The organism is Henriciella litoralis (genome assembly GCF_002088935.1).
In the GTDB taxonomy this organism is placed as follows: domain Bacteria; phylum Pseudomonadota; class Alphaproteobacteria; order Caulobacterales; family Hyphomonadaceae; genus Henriciella; species Henriciella litoralis.
The window spans coordinates 1,874,156-1,898,007 of sequence record NZ_NCSS01000006.1; the positions used below are offsets into that span (position 1 = coordinate 1,874,156).

The window sequence follows — 23,852 nt, forward strand, 5'->3', positions numbered from 1 at the left end:
ATTTTATCCGGAAAAAAGATAACCGGCATCCCTGCGCCGTCGTTTTTAAAGACTAGCTTCCCGCCATTCACCCGGCGCTAGCCCCTCTAACGACCACTCCCCAATGCTGTAGCGGATGAGACGCAGTGTCGGGTGGCCGATGGCGGCCGTCATACGGCGGACCTGCCGGTTCTTGCCTTCGCGCAGGCGCACCTCAAGCCAGCAATCGGGGACGGATTTGCGATAGCGGATCGGCGGGTCGCGCTCCCACAGCGCTTCGGGTGGGTCCATGCGCTGAATGCCGGCCGGGCGGGTCGGCCCATCATTCAACATCAGGCCCTTGCGGAAGCTTTCCAGCGCCTCATCGTCCGGAACACCTTCAACCTGCGCCCAATAGGTTTTTTCCATCTTGTGTTTGGGGTCAGCGATCCGGGCCTGAAGCTTGCCGTCATCAGTGAGCAGCAGCAAACCTTCACTGTCGCGGTCCAGCCGCCCGGCCGGATAAACGCCAGCCTGGTCTATGTAGTTGGACAGGGTCGGGCGTTTTGACCCTGCCAGTCCCTTATCAGTGAACTGTGACAGGACCCCGAACGGTTTGTTGAAAGCAATAAGCATGGAAGGGAGATGCCCGCCTCAATGGCGGTCTGACAAGTCCAAAAGAAAAGCCCGCCGGATAAGGGCGGGCTTTCCATATCAATTTCAATTCAGCTTACGAACCTGAATAGCTCATCAGATATTCGCTCAGCTCGATGTCGCCATCGCCATCAAGGTCAAAATCGGCGAACAGGGCGTTATTGGCGTTCTCATTGCTCTGCCATTCGACCCACTCTGGCTCGGTGATTTTACCATCATTCTCGGTATCGATGGCGAGGAAAACCTGAACGGCTTTCTTGGCGGTCACATCAGTGCCCGGCACGGACGTGGAGCTTTTTTCGATAAACTCGTCGGCGTCATCCTTCGCTGCGTCGGCGACGGTCTCTGCCTCTTCGATCGCTGCATCCGCAGCCACTTCAGGCTCAGCCGTCACAGTTGTCTCAGTTTCGGTGCTGACGGCCGCTTCTGGTGCTGGGACGATCATCGTTTCGGAAGTGGACGTCGTTTCCGGCTCCTGCACGGTCGTTTCCGTTTCAACCGTCACATCCGTGTCGGTGTCCGGCATTGGCGTGTCAGTGCTCACCGTGACGTCTGCCTCAGGCGCAGGGGCCTCGGGCTCAGGTGTGGTTGTGGTCGTCTCAACACTGACGTCTGGCTCTACCGTCGGCACCGTGACCTCCGGCTCTACCGTTGTCTCGGTTTCGACAGTTGGCTCTGGCGTCTCGACTTCCATTTCTGGCGCTGTCGTCTCGGTCTCGACCTCAACGTCTGGCGCCTCAGCGGTCTCAGTGGTTTCTACGTCGGCGTCAGTTTCGACTTCGACAGTCGTTTCTGCTTCGGTCGTCGTTTCTGCTTCCGACCCGTTATGGTCGGTCATCTCATGATCCATAGTTTCCGTTTGATCGGCGGATTCCATGTGATTTTCGGCGATAGCCGGAAGGGTAGCGAGGGCGGTCGTCGCCGCAAGGGCGGTAAGAAGCCGTTTCATGGTGGTTCTCCTGAAGTTATGTGCAGGATCAACGGGTGAGACTATGACCTGTTCCGGAATGAACCGCGTTGCGCAGCCAGGAGTCCCTGTGCGATAGAATGGAAATACCCGCAGGATCGTCGGCGGGATAAGGGGGTCTGGGAGGACTAATAAAATGACATCCATGCAAGCGGCCGTGCTTTATTCTGGCCTGTTCGTGCTGTTCTTCATGTTTTTAAAAGTAAATGTTGGCCGGGTCCGCGTCGGCGAGAAAGTCATGTTCGGAGACGGCCAGAATGAACGGCTGCAGCGCATGCAACGGGTTCATGGAAACGCGGTTGAAGACGTTCCGGTCACGCTGATCGGTCTTCTGGGGCTGGGCTTTCTGTCCGCACCCGTCCTGCTCATCCACATTCTCGGCATCGCACTTCTGATCAGCCGTATTCTTCACGCAGCCGGACTTGGGTCTACAAGCGGCGCCAGCAAAGGCCGCATGTTCGGCACGCTCGGCACGGCGCTTGTAATGCTGGTGACGGGTGCTGCGTGTGTGTGGTTTGCCGTCTTCTAATCAGAAGACAGCCTGCACATCGGCTGTCCAGCCAACGTAAACGTCAGCGCCCGTTTCGATGACCGGGCGCTTGATGAGCGTTGGATTGCTAATCAGCAAATCTGCCGCCTTGCCTTGCTCAACTTCCGATTTCTCCGTGTCGCTTAAGGCGCGCCACGTTGTCGACCGTTTGTTGACGAGCTTGTCAGAACCAACAGCAGCCAGCCATTGGGGCACTTTCTCTTCAAGATCGGTGTCGGCGCGAATATCGACAAGCACAACATCATGACCATCCTTGTCGAGCGCGTTCATGGCCTTCTTGCACGTGTCGCAATTCTTCAGGCCGTAAAGCGTCAGATTGGCCATTTGATTTCTCCTTGCCGAGTTTTGTCGTATATGAGACCAGCGCAAGACAGGCCTGACGGTTCCTTTCCAGACCCTGGGCGGAACCGCAACCTTACGAAAGGGTTATCAAGCTGAGTGAAGCAGGTTGCGGGTGGCAATTTGCACGGTGGACTATTGAGGACTTTTTATAATGGGACGATTTCTTTCAGGGCTGATCGTATTGATCGCCGTTATCTTTTTGGCCGTACTGCTCTTCTTCCGGTTTACGGACGGCTCCTTCGAAGCCGCAGGCGCGCGCATGGACGTCATGCTTGGCGCAGCAGCCGACGAAACAGGTGAAGCCGCACGCGATATCGCCCGCGAAACCGACCAGGCTATCGACGATCTGAGAGATGGCGACTAAAAATATGTAATCTGGCTGGATCAGGTCTCGTCGGCGAACACTTCGCCGTCGAGATCGTCCAGTTTAGACTGAAGGTGCGCGCGCACATCGGCAACGGCTTGATTGTAGACCGTCGCACCAAGTGAGCCCAGCATCACATCTATCAACGCATTGGCGCGAAACTCGCTGAGCGTTTCATCAAATTCTATCGAGAACAGCGACTGGACCTGACTGACCAGCGCGTCACGGCGCTCATCTGTCAGCGTCAGCTTTTTCATTCCACAACACCGACAATCGGCCCCATGTCGAGGCCCGCCTCATCGCGACCCATGGCTGGCGCGTACATCCGCGACACCTGTCCGTCGAGGAAGAGGGCGTTCGGGGTTTTCAGCTTGTCCTGAAACAGGCTCGCAAAGTCATGAAACGTGACCGGCGTATCTGAAATCGCGAAATAGACGGTCTGCCCATCTTCGGCCACGCCGACGCCGTTGCGCCGCTTGCGCGAGGTGCCGTCTTCATTGATGTCCGGATGAATTTCTCCGTCGATGACCAGCATCGGCCCGGACTGGGTCGCATAATCGGGGTCAAGCGACAGCTCGATATAATCTTCTGAAACGGTGACACCCGCCTTGTTATCCTGAAGCCAGAACACGCCGTTTGGCTTCATATGGAAATTGCCGGGGCCTTCATTGGTGTTGACCGTCGCAAGGTCACCATTCTGCGTGCGCAGATAGCCAACCGGCTGGCGATCCTCATGATACATGCCGCCATTCGTGGCGAAAACCAGCGTCTTGCCCTCTGCTTCGAGGGCCGACGCCAGCGCGTCGAATTGCAGGAAGGGCTGACCATCTGACCCGGCATGGAACAAGCGTATATCGTCCGTCGCCGTATCAAACTGACAGACCGTATAAGGGTTCGACTTGTATGTGAGCGAACGGCAGTTTTCGCCTGAGGCCTCTTCGAGCGCCGTATCGCAGGCCGAAAGCCCGAGCGCCAAAAGCAAAAGTGAAAGCCCTGCGGTGACCGGTGCAATCGGATTAAGCACGCCTGTTGCCTTTCAATTGAGCTTGTCGACCAACCAGCCCAGATTACCCACCGCGCCAGACACAATTTAGGTCCTGCCGTCATCGATGGAAGAGTTTGCAACTTCAATCAACCGATCGGGATGGCGCAATTATGACATTCAGTCAGAGGCCGCCATTTCATAAGCTTCGCTGGCCTTCAGCCAGGCTTCCTCAGCGACGGCGAGTTCAGCCTGCACCTTATCCCGGTCCTGACCGAGGTTCACCGCTTTTTGCGGGTCGCGGTCATAGAGCGAAGCGTCAGCCAGTTTCGCATCAAGCGCGTCGAGAGACTTTCGCAGGCGCTCGATGTCACGCTCAGCCGCAGATATCTTCTTGCGGATATCGGCAGTGGCCCGGCGAATTTCCGTTTCGGACCGCTGCGGTGGGGGCGGCGGCGCTGGCTCTGATTTGCTTGCAACGCTCGGGCTGTCCGTACGCGTCTTGTCAGCCGCCAGGACGAGCTGACGATAGTCTGACAAATCGCCATCATAAGGCGCTGCGCGGCCTTGATTGACCAGCCAGAGGCGATCAGCCGTCGCTTCGGCCAGATAGACGTCGTGAGTAATCAGAAGGACCGCGCCTTCATAATTGTTCAACGCATGGATCAGCGCCTCGCGGGAGTCGATATCAAGGTGGCTTGTCGGCTCGTCCAGGATCAGGATGTGCGGCTTCTTCAGGGCGGTCAGCCCAAGCAGCAGCCGGACCTTCTCACCGCCCGACAGCTTTTCGACATTCGTCTCGGCCTTGCTGCGATCAAAGCCGATATTGGCGACGATGGATCTCAGCTGGCCTTCGGTGGCATTCGGGCGAACGCGGCGAACATGGTCGATCGCGTTCTGACCGGCTGAAAGCTCGTCGAGCTGGTCCTGGCTGAAATAGCCGATCTCGATCTTGCGGGCGGCGACGCGTTTCCCCTCAAGCAGAGGGAGCCGGTCGGCAACGGACTTTACCAGCGTGGACTTGCCCTGCCCGTTCGCGCCAACAATGGCGATCCGGTCATCATTGTCGACGCGCAGATTGACCCCGCGCAGGACGGGCTCGCCGGCCGTGTAGCCAAGGTCGGCGTCATCGAGCACGAAGAGCGGCGAGGCGAGTTCGTCCGGCGCCGGGAAGTCGAAGGCGTGCGTGCGCTCTTCCAGCGGAATGACGATGTCCTGCATCCGCTCCAGCATCTTGATACGGGACTGGGCCTGCGTCGCTTTTGAGGCCTTGGCGCGGAAACGGTCGACAAAGCTCTGCAAATGGGCGCGCGCCTTGTCCTGCTTGGCCTTCTGGGCCTCGGCCTGCGCCAATTGCTCAGAGCGCTTGCGCTGCCAGCTGTCATAATTGCCCGGATGCACGAAGAGCTTCAGATGCTCCAGCGCCAGAATATGGGTCACCGCATTATTCAGCAGCTCGCGGTCGTGGCTGACCAGCAGAACCGTGTGCGGATAGGTCTTCAGATAGGATTCCAGCCAGGCCGCGCCCTCAAGGTCGAGATAGTTGGTCGGCTCGTCCAGCAGCAACAGGTCGGGCTCAGCGAAGAGGACGCCAGCGAGCGCAGCGCGCATCCGCCAGCCACCCGAAAACTCCTTGCAGGCCCGCGACAGGTCAGACTGGGAGAAGCCAAGTCCGGTCAGGATAGAGGCCGCGCGCGATTCCCCGGACCAGGCATCGGTCGCTGTCAGGCGCTCAAAAACTTCGGCCAACTCGTCGGGGTCCGTCACGGTCTCGGACTTATGCATCAGGCGGGCGCGTTCTGTGTCGGCGGCGAGCGTTTCTTCCAGCAAGGTGCGGTCGCTCGCTTCGACTTCCTGGGCAACCCAGCCCATCTTCGCCGCCTTGCCGATGCGGATGGCGCTGTCAGTCTCTGTCTCGGACTCGCGGATGAGGCGCAGCAGTGTCGACTTACCCGTCCCGTTGCGGCCAATCAGGCCAACTTTCCAGCCGGAAGCAAGCCGCGCAGATGCGCCTTCCATCAGCGTGCGGCCCTGGATCCGGTAAGTCAGATTATCAATCGTCAGCATGGAGTGGCTGCTAAGGGGTGCGGCCTGTGGATTCAAGATGGCAGAAGCTGCGCCCTGCCCGTCTGTCTCAGTCCTTCTTGCGCGGCCTTAGCTTACGCATCAGGCCTTCCTGCACCGTCGACGCGACCAGCTTGCCCTCGCGGGTGAAGATCGTGCCGCGATTAAAGCTGCGGCCATTGCCAGCCTGCGGACTGTCCATCGCATACAGCATCCACTCATCGGCCCGGATTGGCGCGTGGAACCAGATCGCGTGATCAAGGCTCGCCGTCATCAGTTCCGGAGTGGTCCAGTGCAGGCCGTGCGGACGCAGGCTGGAGCCGAGCAAATTCATGTCGCTGGCCCAGGCCACCAGGCAATGATGCATCGCCGGGGACGCGTCCACCTTACCGTCTGTGCGGAACCAGACATGGTTCACATCCGATTTCACTTTGGGCTTGAACGGGTTGATCCCGCTGATCTCTTTCATTTCGAACGGCTGAGGCCGCGTCCAATGCGAAAGTTGTTCATCATCAATCTTTCCACGAAACGCTTCGGCCAGCTCCTGCCGGGACTGCAGCTCTTCTGGCTGCTTTACCTCTGGCATTTCGTGCTGATGGTTCCAGCTATCCTCATGCACGTGGAACGACGCCGTCATATTGAGGATCTGCTGGCCATGCTGAATGGCGACAACCCGGCGGGTGGTAAAGCTGCCGCCGTCGCGGGAGCGGTCAACCTCATAGACAATCGGTATTTTCGGATCGCCGGGCCGAATGAAATAGGCATGAAGCGAGTGGCAGCTGCGATCCTCCTCGACCGTGCGATAGGCAGACGCAAGCGCCTGCGCGATGACCTGCCCGCCATAGACGCGCGGGCGGTTGGCTTCGTCTTTTGGTGTGAACCCGCGGAACAGGTCGACCTCCAGCCGCTCCACGTCGAGAAGTGCTAACAGGTCGGTAACAGCATCGGTCATTTTCGAACTTCTTTCCTATCGGAACTTAACCACGCGCCAGTATCACTCGAAACCGCATGTGAAAACAGGCGCGCCGACTGAACGTCTCCACAGAAGAGACTCCGACAGTGCGCGCCACAAGGCAAGGCCGTTGGGTTGATGAATTTGCTAAACACGATGAAGCGCGAGCTACAAACGGTCGGTATTCTGCTGCGCGCGAAGAAGTGGATTGATCCGGTCACCAATGACTCGCCAGACCTTCTGGCCGATGATCTTGAAGCCGTTGTGGACGCACACACGGACCGGATCGCTTTCTATTTCGAAGACGACACGATGACCTATGGCGAACTGGAAAAGCTCGCCAACCGTGTGGCAAACTGGGCGCGGCTGGAGGGGCTGCAGGCAGGCGACAAGGTCGCGCTGTTCATGGAAAACCGCCCTGAATACGTCGCCATCTGGTTCGGGCTGACAAAGATCGGCGTCATTCCCGCACTGGTGAACACAAACCTGGCGGGCGATGCGCTCGCGCATTCAATCACTATCGCAGAGCCAGAACTGATCATTACCGGCGCTGAACAGGACGAACAGATCGTCTCCATGGGCGAGCTTGCATCGGCCTATCCGGTCTTCACGCTTGGCGGGTCTGTCGGCTCTTCGCTGGCGGCTCAGCTCAAACTCATGCCCGATATCAGGCCTCATCGCCGCGTGCGTGAGCATCTCAGCAATTCTGATATCGGCTTCTATCTCTACACGTCCGGCACGACAGGTCTTCCCAAGGCCGCGAAGATGTCGATTGCGCGCGTTCGCATCATGATGCGGTCCTTCATCGCGCCTCTGTCGGCGACACGTGATGACCGGCTGTACCTCAGCCTGCCACTCTATCATGGCACAGGCGGCCTCTGCGCTGTCGGTGTCGCGCTCTATACAGGCGCGTCCATCGTTCTCGCCCGCAAATTTTCCGCCAGCCGCTTCTGGGACGACTGCACGCGCTATGGCGTCACCAGTTTTGTCTATATCGGTGAGCTTTGCCGCTATCTGTTGAACCAGCCAACTCATCCAAAGGAGAAGGCGCACAAGGTCCGCAAAGGTCTTGGCAATGGATTGCGCCCCGACATCTGGGACAAGTTCAAGGCCCGGTTCGGCGTCGAGCGTATGATTGAGTTCTACGGCTCGACTGAAGGCAATGTGAAGCTCATGAACTTTGACGGTCAGCGAGGCGCTTGCGGACGCATTCCTCCGTATGCGGCCAAATACTTCGACCACATCGCTTTCATGAAAGTTGATCCGGAAACGGAGCAACCGGTCCGCGACGAAAATGGTTGGTGCGTCCGCGCCAAAGAGGGCGAAACCGGCGAAGCGCTCGGCCGGATTGGGAATGATGTGACGACACGGTTTGAAGGCTACCACGACGCCTCTGCGTCTGACGCCAAGACACTGCGCAATGTCTTCGAAGATGGCGATGCCTGGTTCAGAACCGGCGACCTGATGCGCCAGGGCGAGCATGGTTATATCTACTTCGTTGACCGGCTCGGCGACACCTTCCGCTGGAAGGGTGAGAACGTGTCGACCAATGAGGTCGCCGACGCGCTGGCCCAGCTGCCCGGCATCAGTACCGCAAACGTTTACGGCGTACATATTCCGGGCACGGACGGAAAAGCTGGCATGGCGTCCGTCACGACCAGCGGCTATATGGAATATAAGGATTTGCTCGACAGCCTGTCGGCGCGCCTGCCGAAATATGCGATCCCGGTCTTCATCCGCGAACAGCAAGAAGCCACGACAACCAGCACGCTGAAATTCCAGAAGAGCAAACTGGCCGAGCAGGGTTTTGACCCGTCGGCATCAACTGATCGTGTCTGGTACGCTGATCCTGAAACCGGAAAATATGTTGAGCTCACGCCTGAACGGTTCAAGAAAATCAGCGCAGGTGGCGAGAAATTCTAGCGCTCCATGGCGTCGCGGATGATGTCCATTTCCGCTTCGCGCATGATGGCTTCTGTAATACTGGCGCCTATGACAGGCTCACGGCCGACCTCCAGCATGACGGGCACGGCAAAGGGGCTGATCTTGTCCAATCGCTTGTGATCGATCTTGCTCCGTATACGCACGAGCATGTCTGACAAGCGTCTGATATCCAGCAAACCGGTGGCCGCATCCTGGCGAGCAGCCTGCAGCAGAATATGGTCCGGCTCATGGCTGCGCAGCACGTCATAGATGAGATCAGTCGAGAAGGTGATCTGCCGACCGGTCTTTTCCTTGCCGGGCAATCGGCGCGCAATCATGCCTGAAATCTGCGCGCACTGGGCAAAAGTTCGCTTCATCAGCGCGCTCTCATCCAGCCACTCTTCAAGATCGTCGCCTAGCATGTCCGGATGGAACAGCGCATCCATGTCTACGGTCGACATATCATCCATGGCCCAGACAGCCATGGCATATTCAGAGGCGACAAAACCGAGCGGTTTAACCCCTGCCCGCTCCAGCCGACGCGTCAGCAACATGCCGAGCGTCTGATGCGCAAGCCGGCCCTCGAACGGATAAGTCACCAGATAGTGACGGTCCGCGCGGGGGAAGGTCTCGACCAATAGATGGTCCGGCGGCGGGATCGCCGATTTCTCACGCTGGATCTCGAACCATTCGCGTACCTGATCCGGCAGCTCACGCCACTGGTCCGGCTCATGAATCATATGACGGACCCGATCAGCCAGAAATGTCGTCAGTGGAAACTTGCCGCCATTATAGCTTGGGATGGCCGGCTTGTCGGCTTTTGCGCGCGTCACGAGAACGTCGAGATCCGATACGCCCAGCAGGCGAAGAATTTCCCCTGCAAAGAGAAACGTGTCTCCAGGCGTGAGTGTGGAGATGAAATACTCCTCGATTTCCCCGAGTTTCCGCCCCGCGCGAAGCGTTCTTTGCTCTCCGCGCACCTTCGAGGCCTCAACCCCGCCCGTCGGCTCCCCAGACTTGCCAAGAAAGCTAGCAAGGCGAACGCTCATCATCTGCGCTTCGACAATGGCGCCGACATTCATGCGGTGTTGCTGGGCATCGCGCATGGTACGCACCCGCCAGACACTGTCCCGACCACGCACGATCCGCTTGAAACGGTCATAGGTCTTCAGGGCATAGCCGCCCGTCGCGACCAGATCGACCACCCGCTCGAACGTCTCCCAATCGACGCAACTATAAGGCGCCGCGCGGCGGATCTCGTCGAAGAGATCGTCCAGCCTGAACCCGACGCCGCAGGCGCGGCCCATAATGTGCTGCGCGAGAACATCCAGCGCCCCCTCGCGCATCGGCTCGCCATCAATTTCGCCTGCCTCGACGGCGGCTTCAGCGGCGCGGCATTCGAGGATTTCGAACCGATTGGTCGGCACCAAAAGGGCGCGGCTCGCTTCATCCATACGGTGATTGGCCCGGCCGATGCGCTGGATGAGCCGTGCAGCGCCTTTCGGCGCGCCCATCTGGATGACTAGATCAACCCCGCCCCAGTCGATCCCGAGATCGAGCGTGGATGTACAGACGACGCCTTTCAGCGTGCCTGCTGCCATCGCCGCCTCAACCTTCCGTCGCTGTTCCACCGCAAGCGAGCCATGGTGCAGCGCAATCGGCAGCGCATCTTCATTGGCGCGCCACAACTCCTGAAACAGAAGCTCCGCCTGGCTGCGCGTGTTCACGAACACCAGCGCCATCTCGCTATCGCGGATCGCCTCATAGACTTCGGGGATCGCGAAGCGGCCAGAATGCCCCGACCAGGGTATGCGCTCACGCGAAATCAGAATGTCGATATTGGCACCAACCCCGCCTTCGGCCCGCACCAGCTTCACGCCGCGCTTGCCATTTGGCTGTTCAGCATCCGCCCGAACATCCAGCCAGCCCGTCAACAGGCCGGGGTCACGCACCGTGGCAGAGAGGCCGACAAACCGGCAGGCGGGCGCCCAACTCGCCAGCGTCGCAAGACCGAGCGACAGCAGATCACCGCGCTTGGAGGCGGCGATGGCGTGAATTTCGTCGATGATCACGCATTTCAGGTCACTGAAAAATTCGTCCGCATGGTCTGATGCAATCAGCAGCGCCAGCTGTTCTGGCGTCGTCAGCAAGATGTCAGGCGGGTTCGCGCGCTGGCGCTGGCGCTTTGAGGATGGCGTATCGCCGGTCCGCGTCTCAATGCGGATATCAAGGCCCATCTCTGAAACCGGTGTTCTAAGATTGCGCTCAACATCGGTCGCGAGCGCCTTCAGCGGCGAGATATACAGCGTGTGCAGGGCTGGACGCCCGGAGTTTGATTTCGGCTTGTTCGTCAGCTCGACAAGGCTTGCGAGAAACCCTGCCAGCGTCTTCCCGCCCCCGGTCGGCGCGATGAGCAGCGCGCTGTCTCCGGCAAGTCCAGCTTCGGCCAGCTCAAGCTGATGCTTGCGCGGCTGCCAGCCACGCCCGGAAAACCAGTCCTGAAACCGGTCTGGCAGCTGGAATGTGGGGGCGGCGGCATCTGGCATGTCCCATCACAGATAGGACATTTACCGCCATCCTGCGATGGCAAACGCATGGACCAGCTGCCCGGCTAGTCCTCGTTATGCATCGCTTCGGCTTCCGACGCCGAGAGTTGGGCGTCAAGTCGGTCTGAATCGCCAAGCGCGATGGCAGCCAGAACGTCTTTCGTGAAGCTTGCAATATCAAAGCGCGCGCCATCAGCCAGATCAAAACCCCGGCGTACAATGACCACATCCAGCGACGGCACGATGATCATATACTGGCCGCGATTGCCAAATCCCGCATAGGTATCGGACGGTATGCCCTCATGCTTGTCCATCAGCCAGAAGCTTGCGCCATAGCCGAATGAGCTTGGCTCTGAGCTGTCCGGCTGGGCCGGGCCGGGCGTGGATACAAACTTCGCCCAACCCTTCGGCAGAATGCGTTCACCGCCCCACTCGCCATCCTGCAGGTAAAGCTGGCCGAGGCGCGCCATATCGCGCGCGGTCATCCAGACCTGGCTCGAGGAAATGAAGTCGCCCGCCCAATCCGTTTCCAGCGTGGTATTCAGGGCACCTATTTTCATCAGCACTTCCGTATACGGATACTTCCAGTAAGCGTCGTCATCATCGAGCGCCTCACGCAAGGCACGCATCGCTGACAGTGTGTCATTATTGGCGTATTTGAACCGCTCCCCGGGGGTGACTTCCAGCGGATTGACGAAGGCTGTGTCCTGCACGCGCGCGCCGCCAAAATAGGACCGGTCGGTGCGATTTCCCGCGACACCGGAATCGAGGCCGCTCGCCATCTGCATGACATTGCGCAGCGTGATCTCACGGCGCGGATCCGCCGGGGAGGACCAGATATCCAGCAAGGGCGCGCGATCAAGGTCGAGCACATCGTTTTGAACAGCCGCGCCGATGACAGTCGCCGTCAGGGATTTGGCCACTGACCATGTCCGCTGCGGCGTCTGCGCATCGATGCCGCGCGCATAGCGCTCCGACAGAAGCTGGCCCTTGCGGACAACAACCACGGCACTGGTGCGGGTGCCCTCGCCATAGGTCTCGCTATCAAACGCTCGTGAGACCGGTATTTCTAGCCGTTCGGAATACGCACTGGTATCGATCAAATTGACGTCGGACCCGATGGCGGTCGAGGAATCTTCAGTCTGTCGTGGCTTGGGACCGCTGAACCGGGGCAACCAGTCTACCGCATCCATCGACGCGCCAATCGGCAACAGGGAACATCCGAACCCGTCCCGCCAGGCGGCGAGGCGTGGCGGCTCACCCTTCTGGTAGCGCACAGCGACGGTGCGGGAACGGTCATTGATATTGGCTTCGGAAACCCGGCGCATCGGCTCGCGATAATCGACATAAATCCCATCGAGCTCATTGAACTCGATTTCTGAGCGCGACTGTTCTGCCGTGAACGTGCCCGAGCAGGTGAACAGCGCCTTGTAGCCGGCCGCCAGCGCCTTCTTCATAACCTCGGTTTCCCCGCCTTCCTGTGCCTGTGCGCCCGTGCCGAGAGCAAACGAAACCAGAAGGGCGGACAGAACGTGACGTAGCATCAAGAGAAGGCTCCAGAACTTTCAACTCAGATCGTAACAGCTGGCGACTGTGTCACACGCGGAAAAGGCAGAAACATGGCATGTCCGCCACCACCGGCTGCCCTATATTCAGGTCATGATCCGCCCTGACCTTCTGCTGAAACCGACACCCAAGGGACTCTACTGCCCACCTGGCGACTTCTACATCGACCCGGTGCGCGGCGCTGTTGATCGGGCCGTGGTCACCCATGGCCATGCAGACCATGCGCGCGCCGGACACGGACATGTGCTCGCAACGCCAGAAACCCTCGCCATCATGGCGTCTCGCTATGGCGACGAATTTACCGCGTCACGCCAGCCGCTCGAATATGGCGAAACGGTCGAAGTCAACGGCGTCACGGTGTGGTTCTCGCCGGCCGGGCATGTGCTTGGCTCTGCGCAGGCGGTCGTTGAGTGGAAGGGGCTACGCATGGTATGTACCGGCGACTATAAACGCCGCCGCGACCCGACCTGCCGCGCCTTTGAACCGGTTGAGGACACCCACGTCTTCATCTCCGAGGCGACCTTTGGTCTGCCCGTCTTCCGCCACCCCGACAGCGCCGGCGAAATCGCCAAACTGCTCCATAGCGTCGCGATGTTTCCAGAGCGCACACACCTTGTGGGCGTCTACGCTCTCGGCAAGGCGCAGCGGGTCATCGCGCTGCTGCGTGAGGCCGGATACCATGACACGCTGTATATCCACGGCGCGCTGGAAAAACTCTGCAAGCTCTATGAGGATCACGGCGTCAGGCTGGGGGATCTGGAGCTTGCGACGCTCGACACAAAGGAACGCGGTGCGCAGGAGCGCTTTCGCGGCAAAATCGTGCTCGGCCCACCTTCTTCCTTCCATGACAAATGGGGCCGGCGCTTTCCCGATCCCCTGCCCTGTTTTGCCAGCGGCTGGATGGGCGTGCGCCAACGCGCCAAGCAGTCCGGCGTCGAACTTCCCCTCATCATCTCAGACCATGCCGACTGGGACGAGCTGACCGAGACAATCGAAGAAGTTGACCCCGAAGAATTGTGGATCACCCATGGGCGCGAAGATGCGCTGGTGCGCTGGGCCGAACTGGTCGGCCGCAAGGCCCGCCCGCTTCGTCTTGTCGGTTATGATGATGAGTCTGCCGACTAGGGCTTTCGGGCTTTTACAATCTTGAACGTCGCACTGGCGCGGGACACCGGTTCACCATCCGCCAGGATCAGCGCTGCGGTGAAGCAGAGCGAGCCGTCCGTCTTGAAGTGTCGCTCAAACCCTTCCGGCACATCCATGACTGTCATTACGCATCCCCCCGCCTATCTGTTTCACCATGCAGGCCTTTTCCGACCTTCTTGAACGGCTGATCCTCACCCCCTCGAGGAACGGGAAGATCGCGCTGCTTGTAAATTACTTCACGAGTGACGTAAGTCCGGCGCGCGGCTGGACGCTGGCCGTGCTGACCGGGGAGCTGGACCTGCCCGGCGTCAAAGGCGGCACCATCCGCAAACTGATCAGTGAACGCGTCGATCCGGAGCTGTTCCGACTTTCCTACGACTATGTCGGCGATCTCGCTGAGACCGTCAGCCTGATGTGGCCAGGCCAGCGCGGCGCCAACCGGGTCCCGCCGATCGAAGACGTGGTCGAAGCGCTGATGGGCGCGAGCCGCGCCGAAGGTGAGCGCATGGTCGCTGGCTATCTCGACATGCTTGATCCGCGCCAGCGCTGGGCCTTGCTGAAACTTGTGACGGGTGGTCTCCGCATTGGCGTTTCGGCTCGCCTCGCCAAAGTGGCGCTGGCCGAGTTCGGCGGTGTCGAGCCGGCCGAGATCGAGGAAATCTGGCACGGTCTGGAAGCGCCCTACATTTCCCTGTTCGACTGGCTTGAGGGCAAGGCAGACAAACCTTCCCCGGACATTGCTGCACCGTTCCGGCCTGTGATGCTGGCCCATCCGCTGATCACCAAGGACAAGCGCGACGACCCGGACGCCGTCGACCCGGCCATGATTGACGGCGATGTGTTTGCGGCTGAATGGAAATATGACGGTATTCGCGTTCAGGCCGTCAGCGAGCGGGGCGTGCGGCGCATCTATTCGCGCACCGGCGATGATATCTCACACACCTTCCCGGACGTGCTCGCAGGCATGAATTTCGAAGGCGCGATCGACGGCGAATTGCTGGTGCGCACCCCCTCGGGCGATGTCGCCCCGTTCAATGATCTGCAGCAGCGCCTCAACCGCAAGACGGTCACAAAGAAACAGATGGAGGCGCGCCCGGCCTTTATTCGCGCCTATGACCTTCTGAATGCGAACGGCGAAGACCTTCGTGCACTGACCTTCCGCCAGCGACGCGAGCATCTGGAAGCCTTCGTTGAACAGGCCGGCAGCGACCGTGTCGATCTCTCCCCGCTCGTACCCGTCACAACGCTGGAAGCCCTTGAAGCTGCGCGGAATGATCCACCCGCTCCTGAGATCGAAGGCGTCATGCTGAAACGGTGGGACAGCGTCTATCAGGCGGGCCGGCCGACCGGCCCCTGGTACAAATGGAAGCGCGACCCATTCCTGATTGACGCCATCCTGATGTATGCGCAGCGCGGTCATGGACGCCGCTCCAGTTTCTATTCAGACTTCACCTTCGGCGTCTGGCGCGAGGGCGAGACTGGCCGAGAGATTACGCCCGTCGGCAAGGCCTATTTCGGCTTTACCGATGAAGAACTGAAGCAGCTAGACAAATTCGTCCGCGAAAACACGATTGACCGGTTCGGACCTGTCCGCTCTGTCACGGCGAATGAGGACAAGGGGCTTGTGCTGGAGGTCGCTTTTGAGGGGTTGCAACGCAGCCCGCGTCACAAGTCAGGCCTCGCCATGCGCTTTCCGCGCATCAACCGCATTCGCTGGGACAAACCCGCCGCAGAGGCCGACTGGCTTGAAACCCTCGAGAAAATGTTACCACCCGAGCCATAGTCGGCGACGTACTTTGCTTGCAGCCTTTATTTGATCAGGCTTGCCAGCATGGGTCTCTGGGTCAATTACTGTCCGGCAGCCCATATCGGGAGCGGACAGCAGATGAATTTGAAAAATGCCCTCATTCTTCTGGCGATTGCGATTGGCCAGTTCTTGGCGCCCGCGCTTCCCAGCCTCGGCATTGGCGAGAGCGTGGGCGAACGCGCGCTACAGACAGGCATTCCGCCTGAACTGCCACCCGGCATCTTCTTCTCGATCTGGGGCGTGATTTTCACGCTCTATCTCATTTTTGCAGCCATCGCGCTGCTAAAGCCAAGCTATGTCGAGATGCATCTGGCACATCCGCTGGTCCTTGCGGGCGTCGGCAACGTCATCTGGATGGTATCCAACCAGTTGATCGGCAATATCGCGCTCGACCTTATCCTGCTGCTGCCAATCCTCCTTTTCTCATGGGAGGCGAGCCATCGTTTGCACCGGATGGGCGGCTTTGATGGCACGGGACGCCGATTGCTGGCCGGCATGCTGACGGGGCTGTTGTCCGGTTGGGCCGCTGTGGCCGTGTCGATTTCATTGCCACGACTGGTCCGCGCCATCAGGGACCTCGGGCCCACCGATCAGGTCTGGATATCGCTCTGGATCGCTCTGGCGTCACTCGCCATTCTGGCCTGGCTGTATGCGACCCGGGCGAGCCGGGGGCTGTGGTTCTTCGCTGCGCTCGGCTGGGGGGTGACGGGGATCGTCCTCAACAATTGGACCCGCACCGACATGCACTGGCTTGCCGCGGCAGCCGGGCTGGTCGGGCTTTACGTCATCTGGCGACGCCTGGCCTACGGCGCCCGGCCCGCATTTCAATAATGTCAGATTAGCCGCGTGCTGATGCGGTCAGGGCGTTCAGGCTTTCGACAAGATCAGGCGTAATTTCACCGGTCTGGGCCATGTCACTATCGGCTTGATAGGCTGAGATCGCCGCAACGGTGGCCGAGCCCATCATGCCGTCGGCCGGGCCGGGCTCATAGCCAAGGCCGGCCAGAACGGTCTGCACCGCCTTTACCTGCTCATTGCTATTGCCGCGCCAGGCCTGTGGGCCGAACTGGCCGTTAGCTGCAGGGGCCTGCGCTTTTGCGGTCCACGCACTGGCGCGGGCCTGCGCGCTCTGAACGACTTCCGGGGTCATCTGACGGCTAAGCTCGTTCACTTTCGCGGGCGCACCGGTATCTCCCTGACGCGCGGCGACAGCGAACCAGTAAAGCGCTTCGGTCGGATCGGGTGAAACGCCGAGCCCTTCCTTGTAAAGCACAGCCAGATTGTACTGACTGTCGGTCAGACCATAGGACGCGGCCTGACGGAACCAGTCAGCGGCGACCGAATAGCTTTGCGGGCCACCTTCGCCTTCAGCGTAATAGACCGCGACATCATGCATGGCCTTCACATTGCCGCCTTCTGCAGCACGCTCTGTCCATGTCCGGGCTTGCTCCAGATCACGCGGAACACCGAGGCCTTTTTCATGAAGCTTGGCTAGTCGATACTGCGCGGCAGGTTCACCCTGCTCGGCCGCGCGGCGGATAAGGGATGGCCCTGTCGTGTAGTCACCGGCGTCGAGCCGCTGCTGACCGAGCATGAATTGAGCGATCGCATCACCATCTGCGGCCGCGCTTTCCATTGTCTGGGCGCTTGGAATGACCGGCAATGTCGACAGATCGACCGCTTCTGGCGCGTCTTCAGCCGCTGGCGCCGGCGTATCCACCGCAGCCTCTTGAGGCGCATCGAACAGTTCCGCTTCCAGATCGCTATCATCGACCTGCTCTACCGGACCGGCAGCGCCAATTGCTGCGTCCGCATCGGCCAGCGACGCATCTTCTCCAGCAACTTCTGCAACGATTACATCTTCGGTCTCGGGCACGACGTCTTCAGCGACTGGCGCGGCGCTGGCACCAAAGGCGTTGTTGGTCGTCTGAACAACCGGGCGGTCATCATCTTGCTGCAAGCCGCGCAGGAAGAACAGGCCACCCGCTGCGGCGGCCGCAAGAGCGATAACAGAAACCGCCGCAATCAGCGGCGCCTTGCCCGATTTTCCGGACTTCTTCTTTACATCGCCGGGAAGTGGCTTGCGACCGCGCGAACCCGAGCTATCCGAGGCGGCCATTGCAGCCTGACGTGCGCGAGCAAGATAATCGCCTGAACCATTCGCATCGGCTGAGCGCGGCAGACGACCAGAGCTCTGGCTCGAAGGTACATCATCGTCCTCTTCATAGGACGAACGTCCCCAGGAGACATCGGCTGGCGGCGGCGCAACATCTTCCGTGAAGATATCGCTCTCGCGTGTTTCTTCGCCGCTATCGTCCCAATCGGTCAGCGCAGAGACCGGATCGTGTTCGTCATCATCAGGAAGGTCGGTGAGATACTCGTGAAGACCATCTGAAGCGCCTTCCGAAGTGTCATCTTCCAGATCATCCAGGAAGGCGAGCCCCGCCTCAAAGCTATCATCGTCTTGAGTGCGCCGCGCAGGCGCAGCAGCCGGCATCGCCTTCGGTTCTTCTGCCGGCATCGTCGTAGCGACTGCCGGGCGAGCGGCCGTTTCTGGCCGGCGCTGCTCTTGCGAGGGATCCGTGTCTTCGAGCGCTTCGAGCCGCGTCGCGAGCGATGCAATCGCTTTCTGGACCGGTGACAGGGAGGTCGACGACTGACGGTTCATTTCATCAATCCGGTCAGACACACCCGACAGGGCATCCGATAGGCGGATCGACTGCTTCTTTCGGTCAGCTTCCAGCGTGTCGTGCAGCTGCTGGATCGAGCGGTCCTGACGCGCCTGCAGGCGCTGGGCGACCGTGGCCACCTGTTCGCCCACTTGCTCGATCGCTGTCGCGCTGCGTTGCTCGCTCTCATCGACCCGGGTCTCGAATTGGTCGGCGAGCTGGTTAATCTGCTGGGTCACCCGCTCGATGACGTCATCATTCTGGGTGCTGAAGTCCTGAAGACGGGCTGACAGCTCGCTCGTCAGGCTCTGCATATCGGCCTTCACGCGGGCAATTTCTGCAGAGCTATCTTTTTCTTCGACCGTTTTCAGACGCTTGCTCAGGCCTTGAGATATGCGCGCGACCTGCTCAGTGAGACGCTCAAAGGCGCGGCTGGATGTCTCTTCAGTGTCTCCCACACGGGCCTGCAACACAGAGACCGAGTTCTCGAGGCCCGCAACCGTCTCAGGCTGCGGCATCGCGGCAACGGCTTTTTCAATTTCGTTAGCGAAGAGTGCGCGGCTCTCCTCGATGGAAGCGCGGATTTCCTGTGCGAGCCCCTGAAAGCGGTTTTCGAACTGATCACGCAGCGCCTGCGCCGCTTGGGGCGACGCGAATTCTGCCAGCGCATCAATGCGGCCGGTCAGTGTTTCGAAACTCGTTTCGACCGTCTGCATCGCCGAATTGGTGGCCAGCTCTGCATGGCCGAGCCGTTCCTGCAGGCTCGCCAGCGTCGCATCGAGGCCGACCGCGCGATCAGCGGTATCATTCCGGACATGGTCGAGTTGACCGGTCAGGTCATTCACCTTGGAAACGGTCTGATCGAGTTCGCTGCGAAGACCTTCAATCGTGCCATCAGTCGCATCTGCACGTTCGGCAGCGGCGGCGACGTCATCACCCAGCTTGTCGATCCGGCCATTGGCCGTTTCGATACCGTCGCCGATCACATCAACACGGGTGTCGACGCCTTCAATGCTCGTCGCGACGCGGGCAAGCTTTTCGTCCGCCTCTTTTGAGCGGGCGTCCGCCGCTTTCAGCTCAGCATCAACGGCGTCAAAACGGGCCTCTGACCGGCTGATCCGGGCAGCGGCATCATCGAGCCGCGAAATCGTGCTGGCAAGGTCATCATCCAGTTTGTTGATACGCCCCGTCGCGGCGTCGAAGTCGGATACAGCTTTTGAAACCGTACCGGCTGTTGTCGCGGTTTGTTCGGTGTTTTCGCGAACCTGGGCCTTGATCTTGCGGATCCGGTTTTCAGCCTGCTCCAGCCGCGCTGTGGCGGCATCCGTACGGTCGTTCGTCGCGCTGACATCAGTGCCGAGCTTTTCCACGCGGGCACTGGTTTCCTGCACTTTGTCACTGACACCCGTCAGGCGATCATCGAGTTTCTCGACATCAGACGCGACCCGGCTCATCTGATTGTCTCTAGTCTGGGCCCGGCCATCGACAGCGCCGAGCGCTTCTCCCAGCTGTTTCAGCAGGGAATGGGCCCCGTTCACATCAGACGCGGTTGTGTCGATCCGGCTGTTCAGCTTGCCGATATCGTCAAAGCTTTTTGAAAGCCGGTCATCGGTGCCGGACACCCGTTTGTCGATCGCCTCAAGCTGGGTCGAGACAATGTTGAGCCTCTGGTCGCTGGCGTCCGTGCGTTGTCCAAATGTCTCGACGGCATGCCCTAGATTATCGAGCTTCGCATCATGACTGGTCAGGCGCGCAGTGGTGTTTTCGGCATGGCCTTTAAGCTTTTCGATCTCATCGAAGCCCCGCCCGACGCGGCTGCCCAGATTCTCAACCTGTCCGCCAAGTGACTGCACGTCGCGCGTATTGTTTTCCAGACGGGTGTCGAAGGCGGAAATATCTTTCCGGAAACCCTCGATTTCATTGCCAAACTCATCGGTCTTGCGCTGCGTTGCACTGGCTTCATCGCGAATATCAGAGACCCGACCGTCGAGTTCGTTAACCTTCTGGAGGCGTGACGAGACCGTATTTTCAAGCTCAGAGAAGCGGCCTGACAGATGTTTGACGGCCCCTTCTGCGCGCAGCTCCGCATGGCCCACCTTGCTTTCAAGCTGACCAGCCGCGTCCGACAGGACCGACTGGATGCGCGATTCGACACCGCTGACGCGGGCGCCCATGTCTTCAAGACTGTTCTCGACCCGGCCACGGACAGTCGCCGTCTCATCCTTCTGACGAACGGATTCATCATAAACATGCGAGGCCAGCTTGCCGAGCGCGCGCTCAAGGCTTTTCAAACTGTCGAGATTGCTGGCATCGCCCTTGTCGGCTTCCAGCGCGCTGACCTTTTGCTGAAGCGCCTCATGCGTGCTCTGGATATCCTGCACAACGGCTTCGACATTGGTCGCGACACCGTCGGCCTTTGCATCGGCTTCCTTGATACGCGTCAAAAGGCCGACAATAGACTGATCGATGCCGGTCAGCGCCATGGTGGAGCGGGCCTCGACCGCTTCAAGACGGGCGATCAGCTCATTTATCGGGCCGCGCGCTTGCGCCGCTGAGACCTGACGGGCCTCTTCATCCAGGGCGCGCGGATAACGCGGAGATGTTTCATCGCGGGCGGACGGGGCCTCGTCGCCGGTTTCTTCCAGAAGCATGCGGTTAATATATTCGCCGATGGTGAGCCCTTCCTCGCGGGCGGCTTCGCGCGCAGCTTCACGGGCTCTCTGATCGATGCCCTTTACGCTCCATGGACCGTAATTTGTCATACGCGCACTCCATACATATCCGGAGCTCTCATATGCGGAAGTGAGCCCCGGAATTACCGCACGAAGCCATGGATGAGGACGTTCGTCTTAAAAGGTGGTTAAAAAGGTAAACACAAACGGTAAATTTGTTCAGAAATTGCCGCCATTCGTAAATCATTACTTTCCTTTAACGTGAACGGAAAGTTACGTTGACGTTCGCGTAAGGGCATTGCATAGTAGTCGGATGGCTGACACATCATCTCTCTCCATCTCGGAAAGCCGGACCTATTCCATTTCCGAACTCGCCCGCGAATTTGGCATTACCCCTCGCGCCCTGCGGTTTTACGAAGACAAGGACATGCTCCACCCCGCCCGGGATGGAATGACCCGCGTCTATTCACATCGAGACCGTGCCCGTGTGACGATCATCGTTCGCATGAAACGCCTCGGTCTGCCGCTGGCCGATATTCGCGAAATCCTTGACCTTTATGGCCTGGGTGACGGTGAACGTGCCCAGAAGCGCAAGACGCTCGAGAAATTTCGCAATCAGGTTCAGGAATTCGAGAACCAGCGCGAAGATATCGAGATTGCCCTGGTCGAACTCGGCAAGGGTATCGAATGGCTCGAAAATGACCTCGCAAAAATTGGCCCATCGTCGGACCATGCGGACAATGTTGCAGCTTATGATGCTGTCGCCCGCAAGCAGCTTGACGACGCTTAAGCCAGCCCCGCAATCTTCAGGACTAATCAGACGGCACTTTCAGGCGAAAGTGCCGCTTTCCCCGTATCAAAAAAGAGAGCACCAACATGCCGAGATATGAAGCCCCCATCCGGGACATGAAATTCATCTTCCACGATGTCCTGTCCCTTCAGAACTATTCCAATCTCGATGGCTTCTCAGACGCGACGCCCGATATCATCGACCAGATTCTCGACGAAGGCGGCAAGTTCGCCAGCGAAGTTCTCTTCCCGCTGAACAAGGTCGGCGACGAGCAGGGCTGCAAGCGCGCCGATGATGCGTCGGTCAAGACGCCGGACGGGTTTCCGGACGCCTACAAGCAATTTGTTGAGAATGGCTGGCCTCTGCTGGCCAAGTCACCAGAGCATGGCGGACAGGGCCTGCCCAAACTGCTGGCGACCGCGCTCAGCGAGATGGTGTCTTCTGCCAACATGGCGTTCGGCATGTATCCGGGCCTGACATCCGGTGCTTACGACGCCCTGATGGCCGGCGGGTCTGACGACCAGAAGGCGATGTACGGGCCGAAAATGGCTTCCGGCGAGTGGGCCGGCACGATGAATTTGACCGAGCCGCAATGCGGCACCGACCTCGGCCTCATCAAGACAAAGGCTGTGCCGCAGCCAGATGGCAGCTACAAGCTGACCGGCCAGAAAATCTGGATCTCCGGCGGCGAGCAGGACCTGACCGAGAACATCATTCACCTTGTCCTCGCGCGCATCGAAGGCGCGCCCGAAGGCATCAAGGGGATCTCGCTCTTCGTCGTGCCGAAATACATTCTCAATGAGGACGGTACGCCGGGTGAGCGTAACGCAGTGTCCTGCGGCGGCCTTGAAGAAAAAATGGGCATTCACGGCAATGCGACCTGCGTCATGAATTATGATGACGCGACGGGCTGGCTCGTCGGTGAAGAGCATAAGGGCATGCGCACCATGTTCATCATGATGAACGAAGCGCGTCTCGGCGTTGGCCTTCAAGGGCTTTCACAGGCGGAAGTCGCGTATCAAAACGCCGCTGACTTTGCCCGTGAGCGCCTGCAAAGCCGCGCCCTCTCCGGCCCCAAAGCCCCCGATAAACCTGCCGATCCGATCATTGTGCACCCGGATGTGCGCCGTATGCTTCTGGATTCAAAAGCCTTCATCGAAGGCGGGCGTCTATTCACTTACTGGACGGCACTTTACGGCGACTTGCTCCACACCTCACCGGACGAAAAGCTCCGCGAAAAGGCCGGAGACTATATGGCGCTGATGACGCCTGTCGTGAAAGCCTTCCTGACCGATCGTGGCCTCAAAGCCTGTAATGACGCGCTACAGCTGCATGGCGGCACCGGCTTCACGACCGAGCAGGGCGTTGAGCAATATGTCCGCGATGTCCGCATCACGCTGATCTATGAAGGCACGAACGGCATTCAGGCGCTGGACCTTGTTGGCCGCAAGCTCGCAGCAAATGGCGGGCGCGCGATCTTCACTTTCTTCGCAGAGATGGATGACTTCATCGGCGAGCATGAAGGCAATGGCGATATGGCCTCGTATATTGAAGGGCTGAAATCTGCCAAGGCGCAGCTTCAGGAAGGCACGACCTGGCTCATGCAGAACGGCATGAGCGACTTCAATAATGCCGGGGCGGCCTCCACCGACTATCTCCAGCTCTTCGGCCTGACAGCGCTCGGCTATATGTGGGCGAAGATGGCCAAAGTCTCACTTGAGAAAAAAGGCTCTGACCCGTTCTATGACGACAAGCTGACGACGGCCCGCTATTATTTCAGCCGTGTGCTGCCGGAAACAGGGGCGCATCTCGCCAAGCTGAAGACCGGCGCAGAACCGCTCATGACGCTGGCCGCAGACCGCTTCTAGGCCTGCCGCGGACAGCGGCAAAACGACCGGCC

Annotated in this window: 19 protein-coding genes; 8 read left to right on the forward strand and 11 right to left on the reverse strand. The window is 59.5% G+C overall.

What is annotated here, in order from left to right; translation table 11 throughout:
• Positions 1–45: 45 nt before the first annotated feature.
• Both B8783_RS12600 and B8783_RS12605 read right to left on the reverse strand, forming a co-directional pair.
• Positions 46–594 carry a pseudouridine synthase gene (locus tag B8783_RS12600; RefSeq protein WP_084420465.1) on the reverse strand — a complete coding sequence of 183 codons (549 nt, stop codon included), beginning with the start codon at positions 592–594 and terminating at the stop codon, positions 46–48.
• 94 nt (positions 595–688) lie between these two features.
• On the reverse strand, positions 689–1,561 hold the full coding sequence (locus B8783_RS12605) for an EF-hand domain-containing protein (RefSeq protein WP_084420466.1): 873 nt from the start codon (positions 1,559–1,561) through the stop codon (positions 689–691).
• 154 nt (positions 1,562–1,715) lie between these two features.
• Between B8783_RS12605 and B8783_RS12610 the strand changes: the two genes are divergently transcribed.
• Positions 1,716–2,108 carry an MAPEG family protein gene (locus tag B8783_RS12610; protein WP_084420467.1) on the forward strand — a complete coding sequence of 131 codons (393 nt, stop codon included), beginning with the start codon at positions 1,716–1,718 and terminating at the stop codon, positions 2,106–2,108.
• On the opposite strand, the gene B8783_RS12615 is transcribed toward B8783_RS12610, so the two are convergent.
• Complete coding sequence (locus tag B8783_RS12615; protein ID WP_084420468.1) at positions 2,109–2,453, reverse strand: ArsC/Spx/MgsR family protein; 345 nt, start codon at positions 2,451–2,453, stop codon at positions 2,109–2,111.
• 169 nt (positions 2,454–2,622) lie between these two features.
• Between B8783_RS12615 and B8783_RS12620 the strand changes: the two genes are divergently transcribed.
• On the forward strand, positions 2,623–2,835 hold the full coding sequence (locus B8783_RS12620; protein ID WP_084420469.1) for a hypothetical protein: 213 nt from the start codon (positions 2,623–2,625) through the stop codon (positions 2,833–2,835).
• Positions 2,836–2,855: 20 nt separating this feature from the next.
• On the opposite strand, the gene B8783_RS12625 is transcribed toward B8783_RS12620, so the two are convergent.
• The 4 genes from B8783_RS12625 to B8783_RS12640 all read right to left on the reverse strand — a co-directional run bounded on the left by B8783_RS12625 (position 2,856) and on the right by B8783_RS12640 (position 6,833).
• Positions 2,856–3,092, reverse strand: a complete 237-nt coding sequence (locus B8783_RS12625) for a DUF2164 domain-containing protein (protein WP_084420470.1) — start codon at positions 3,090–3,092, stop codon at positions 2,856–2,858.
• The gene (locus B8783_RS12630) at positions 3,089–3,859 is read right to left on the reverse strand and encodes a phosphodiester glycosidase family protein (RefSeq protein WP_233355774.1); all 771 of its coding nucleotides are present in this window, start codon (positions 3,857–3,859) and stop codon (positions 3,089–3,091) included. The genes B8783_RS12625 and B8783_RS12630 overlap by 4 nt, the downstream gene beginning before the upstream one ends.
• 138 nt (positions 3,860–3,997) lie before the next feature.
• A complete protein-coding gene (locus B8783_RS12635; RefSeq protein WP_084420471.1) occupies positions 3,998–5,884 on the reverse strand; it encodes an ABC-F family ATP-binding cassette domain-containing protein in 1,887 nt (628 codons plus the stop codon).
• A gap of 67 nt (positions 5,885–5,951) precedes the next feature.
• Positions 5,952–6,833 (reverse strand): acyl-CoA thioesterase, encoded by an 882-nt coding sequence (locus B8783_RS12640; RefSeq protein WP_084420472.1) that lies wholly within the window; start codon positions 6,831–6,833, stop codon positions 5,952–5,954.
• 135 nt (positions 6,834–6,968) lie between these two features.
• Between B8783_RS12640 and B8783_RS12645 the strand changes: the two genes are divergently transcribed.
• Complete coding sequence (locus B8783_RS12645; RefSeq protein ID WP_267889661.1) at positions 6,969–8,756, forward strand: long-chain-acyl-CoA synthetase; 1,788 nt, start codon at positions 6,969–6,971, stop codon at positions 8,754–8,756.
• Here B8783_RS12645 and B8783_RS12650 read toward each other — a convergent pair.
• Together B8783_RS12650 and B8783_RS12655 are read right to left on the reverse strand one after the other, a co-directional pair.
• The gene (locus B8783_RS12650) at positions 8,753–11,302 is read right to left on the reverse strand and encodes a ligase-associated DNA damage response DEXH box helicase (RefSeq protein WP_084420474.1); all 2,550 of its coding nucleotides are present in this window, start codon (positions 11,300–11,302) and stop codon (positions 8,753–8,755) included. The genes B8783_RS12645 and B8783_RS12650 overlap by 4 nt on opposite strands.
• Before the next feature lie 65 nt (positions 11,303–11,367).
• Positions 11,368–12,846, reverse strand: a complete 1,479-nt coding sequence (locus tag B8783_RS12655) for a serine hydrolase domain-containing protein (protein WP_084420475.1) — start codon at positions 12,844–12,846, stop codon at positions 11,368–11,370.
• 115 nt (positions 12,847–12,961) lie between these two features.
• Between B8783_RS12655 and B8783_RS12660 the strand changes: the two genes are divergently transcribed.
• Positions 12,962–13,993: a ligase-associated DNA damage response exonuclease gene (locus tag B8783_RS12660; RefSeq protein ID WP_084422088.1), complete on the forward strand. Its 1,032-nt coding sequence runs from the start codon at positions 12,962–12,964 to the stop codon at positions 13,991–13,993.
• On the opposite strand, the gene B8783_RS12665 is transcribed toward B8783_RS12660, so the two are convergent.
• A complete protein-coding gene (locus B8783_RS12665; protein WP_199288161.1) occupies positions 13,990–14,139 on the reverse strand; it encodes a hypothetical protein in 150 nt (49 codons plus the stop codon). The two genes, B8783_RS12660 and B8783_RS12665, sit on opposite strands and share 4 nt — an antisense overlap.
• A gap of 29 nt (positions 14,140–14,168) precedes the next feature.
• On the opposite strand from B8783_RS12665, the gene B8783_RS12670 reads away from it, so the two are divergent.
• Positions 14,169–15,797 carry a cisplatin damage response ATP-dependent DNA ligase gene (locus tag B8783_RS12670; protein ID WP_084420476.1) on the forward strand — a complete coding sequence of 543 codons (1,629 nt, stop codon included), beginning with the start codon at positions 14,169–14,171 and terminating at the stop codon, positions 15,795–15,797.
• 102 nt (positions 15,798–15,899) lie between these two features.
• Positions 15,900–16,652 carry a hypothetical protein gene (locus tag B8783_RS12675; protein WP_139792362.1) on the forward strand — a complete coding sequence of 251 codons (753 nt, stop codon included), beginning with the start codon at positions 15,900–15,902 and terminating at the stop codon, positions 16,650–16,652.
• A 7-nt stretch (positions 16,653–16,659) separates the two neighbouring features.
• On the opposite strand, the gene B8783_RS12680 is transcribed toward B8783_RS12675, so the two are convergent.
• A complete protein-coding gene (locus tag B8783_RS12680; protein ID WP_084420478.1) occupies positions 16,660–21,252 on the reverse strand; it encodes a peptidoglycan-binding protein in 4,593 nt (1,530 codons plus the stop codon).
• A 223-nt stretch (positions 21,253–21,475) separates the two neighbouring features.
• On the opposite strand from B8783_RS12680, the gene B8783_RS12685 reads away from it, so the two are divergent.
• The gene (locus B8783_RS12685; protein ID WP_084420479.1) at positions 21,476–21,952 is read left to right on the forward strand and encodes a MerR family transcriptional regulator; all 477 of its coding nucleotides are present in this window, start codon (positions 21,476–21,478) and stop codon (positions 21,950–21,952) included.
• Between the two features lie 86 nt (positions 21,953–22,038).
• Entirely contained in the window at positions 22,039–23,820 is a 1,782-nt protein-coding gene (locus B8783_RS12690) for an acyl-CoA dehydrogenase C-terminal domain-containing protein (RefSeq protein WP_084420480.1), read from the forward strand.
• The last annotated feature ends 32 nt before the right edge of the window (positions 23,821–23,852 follow it).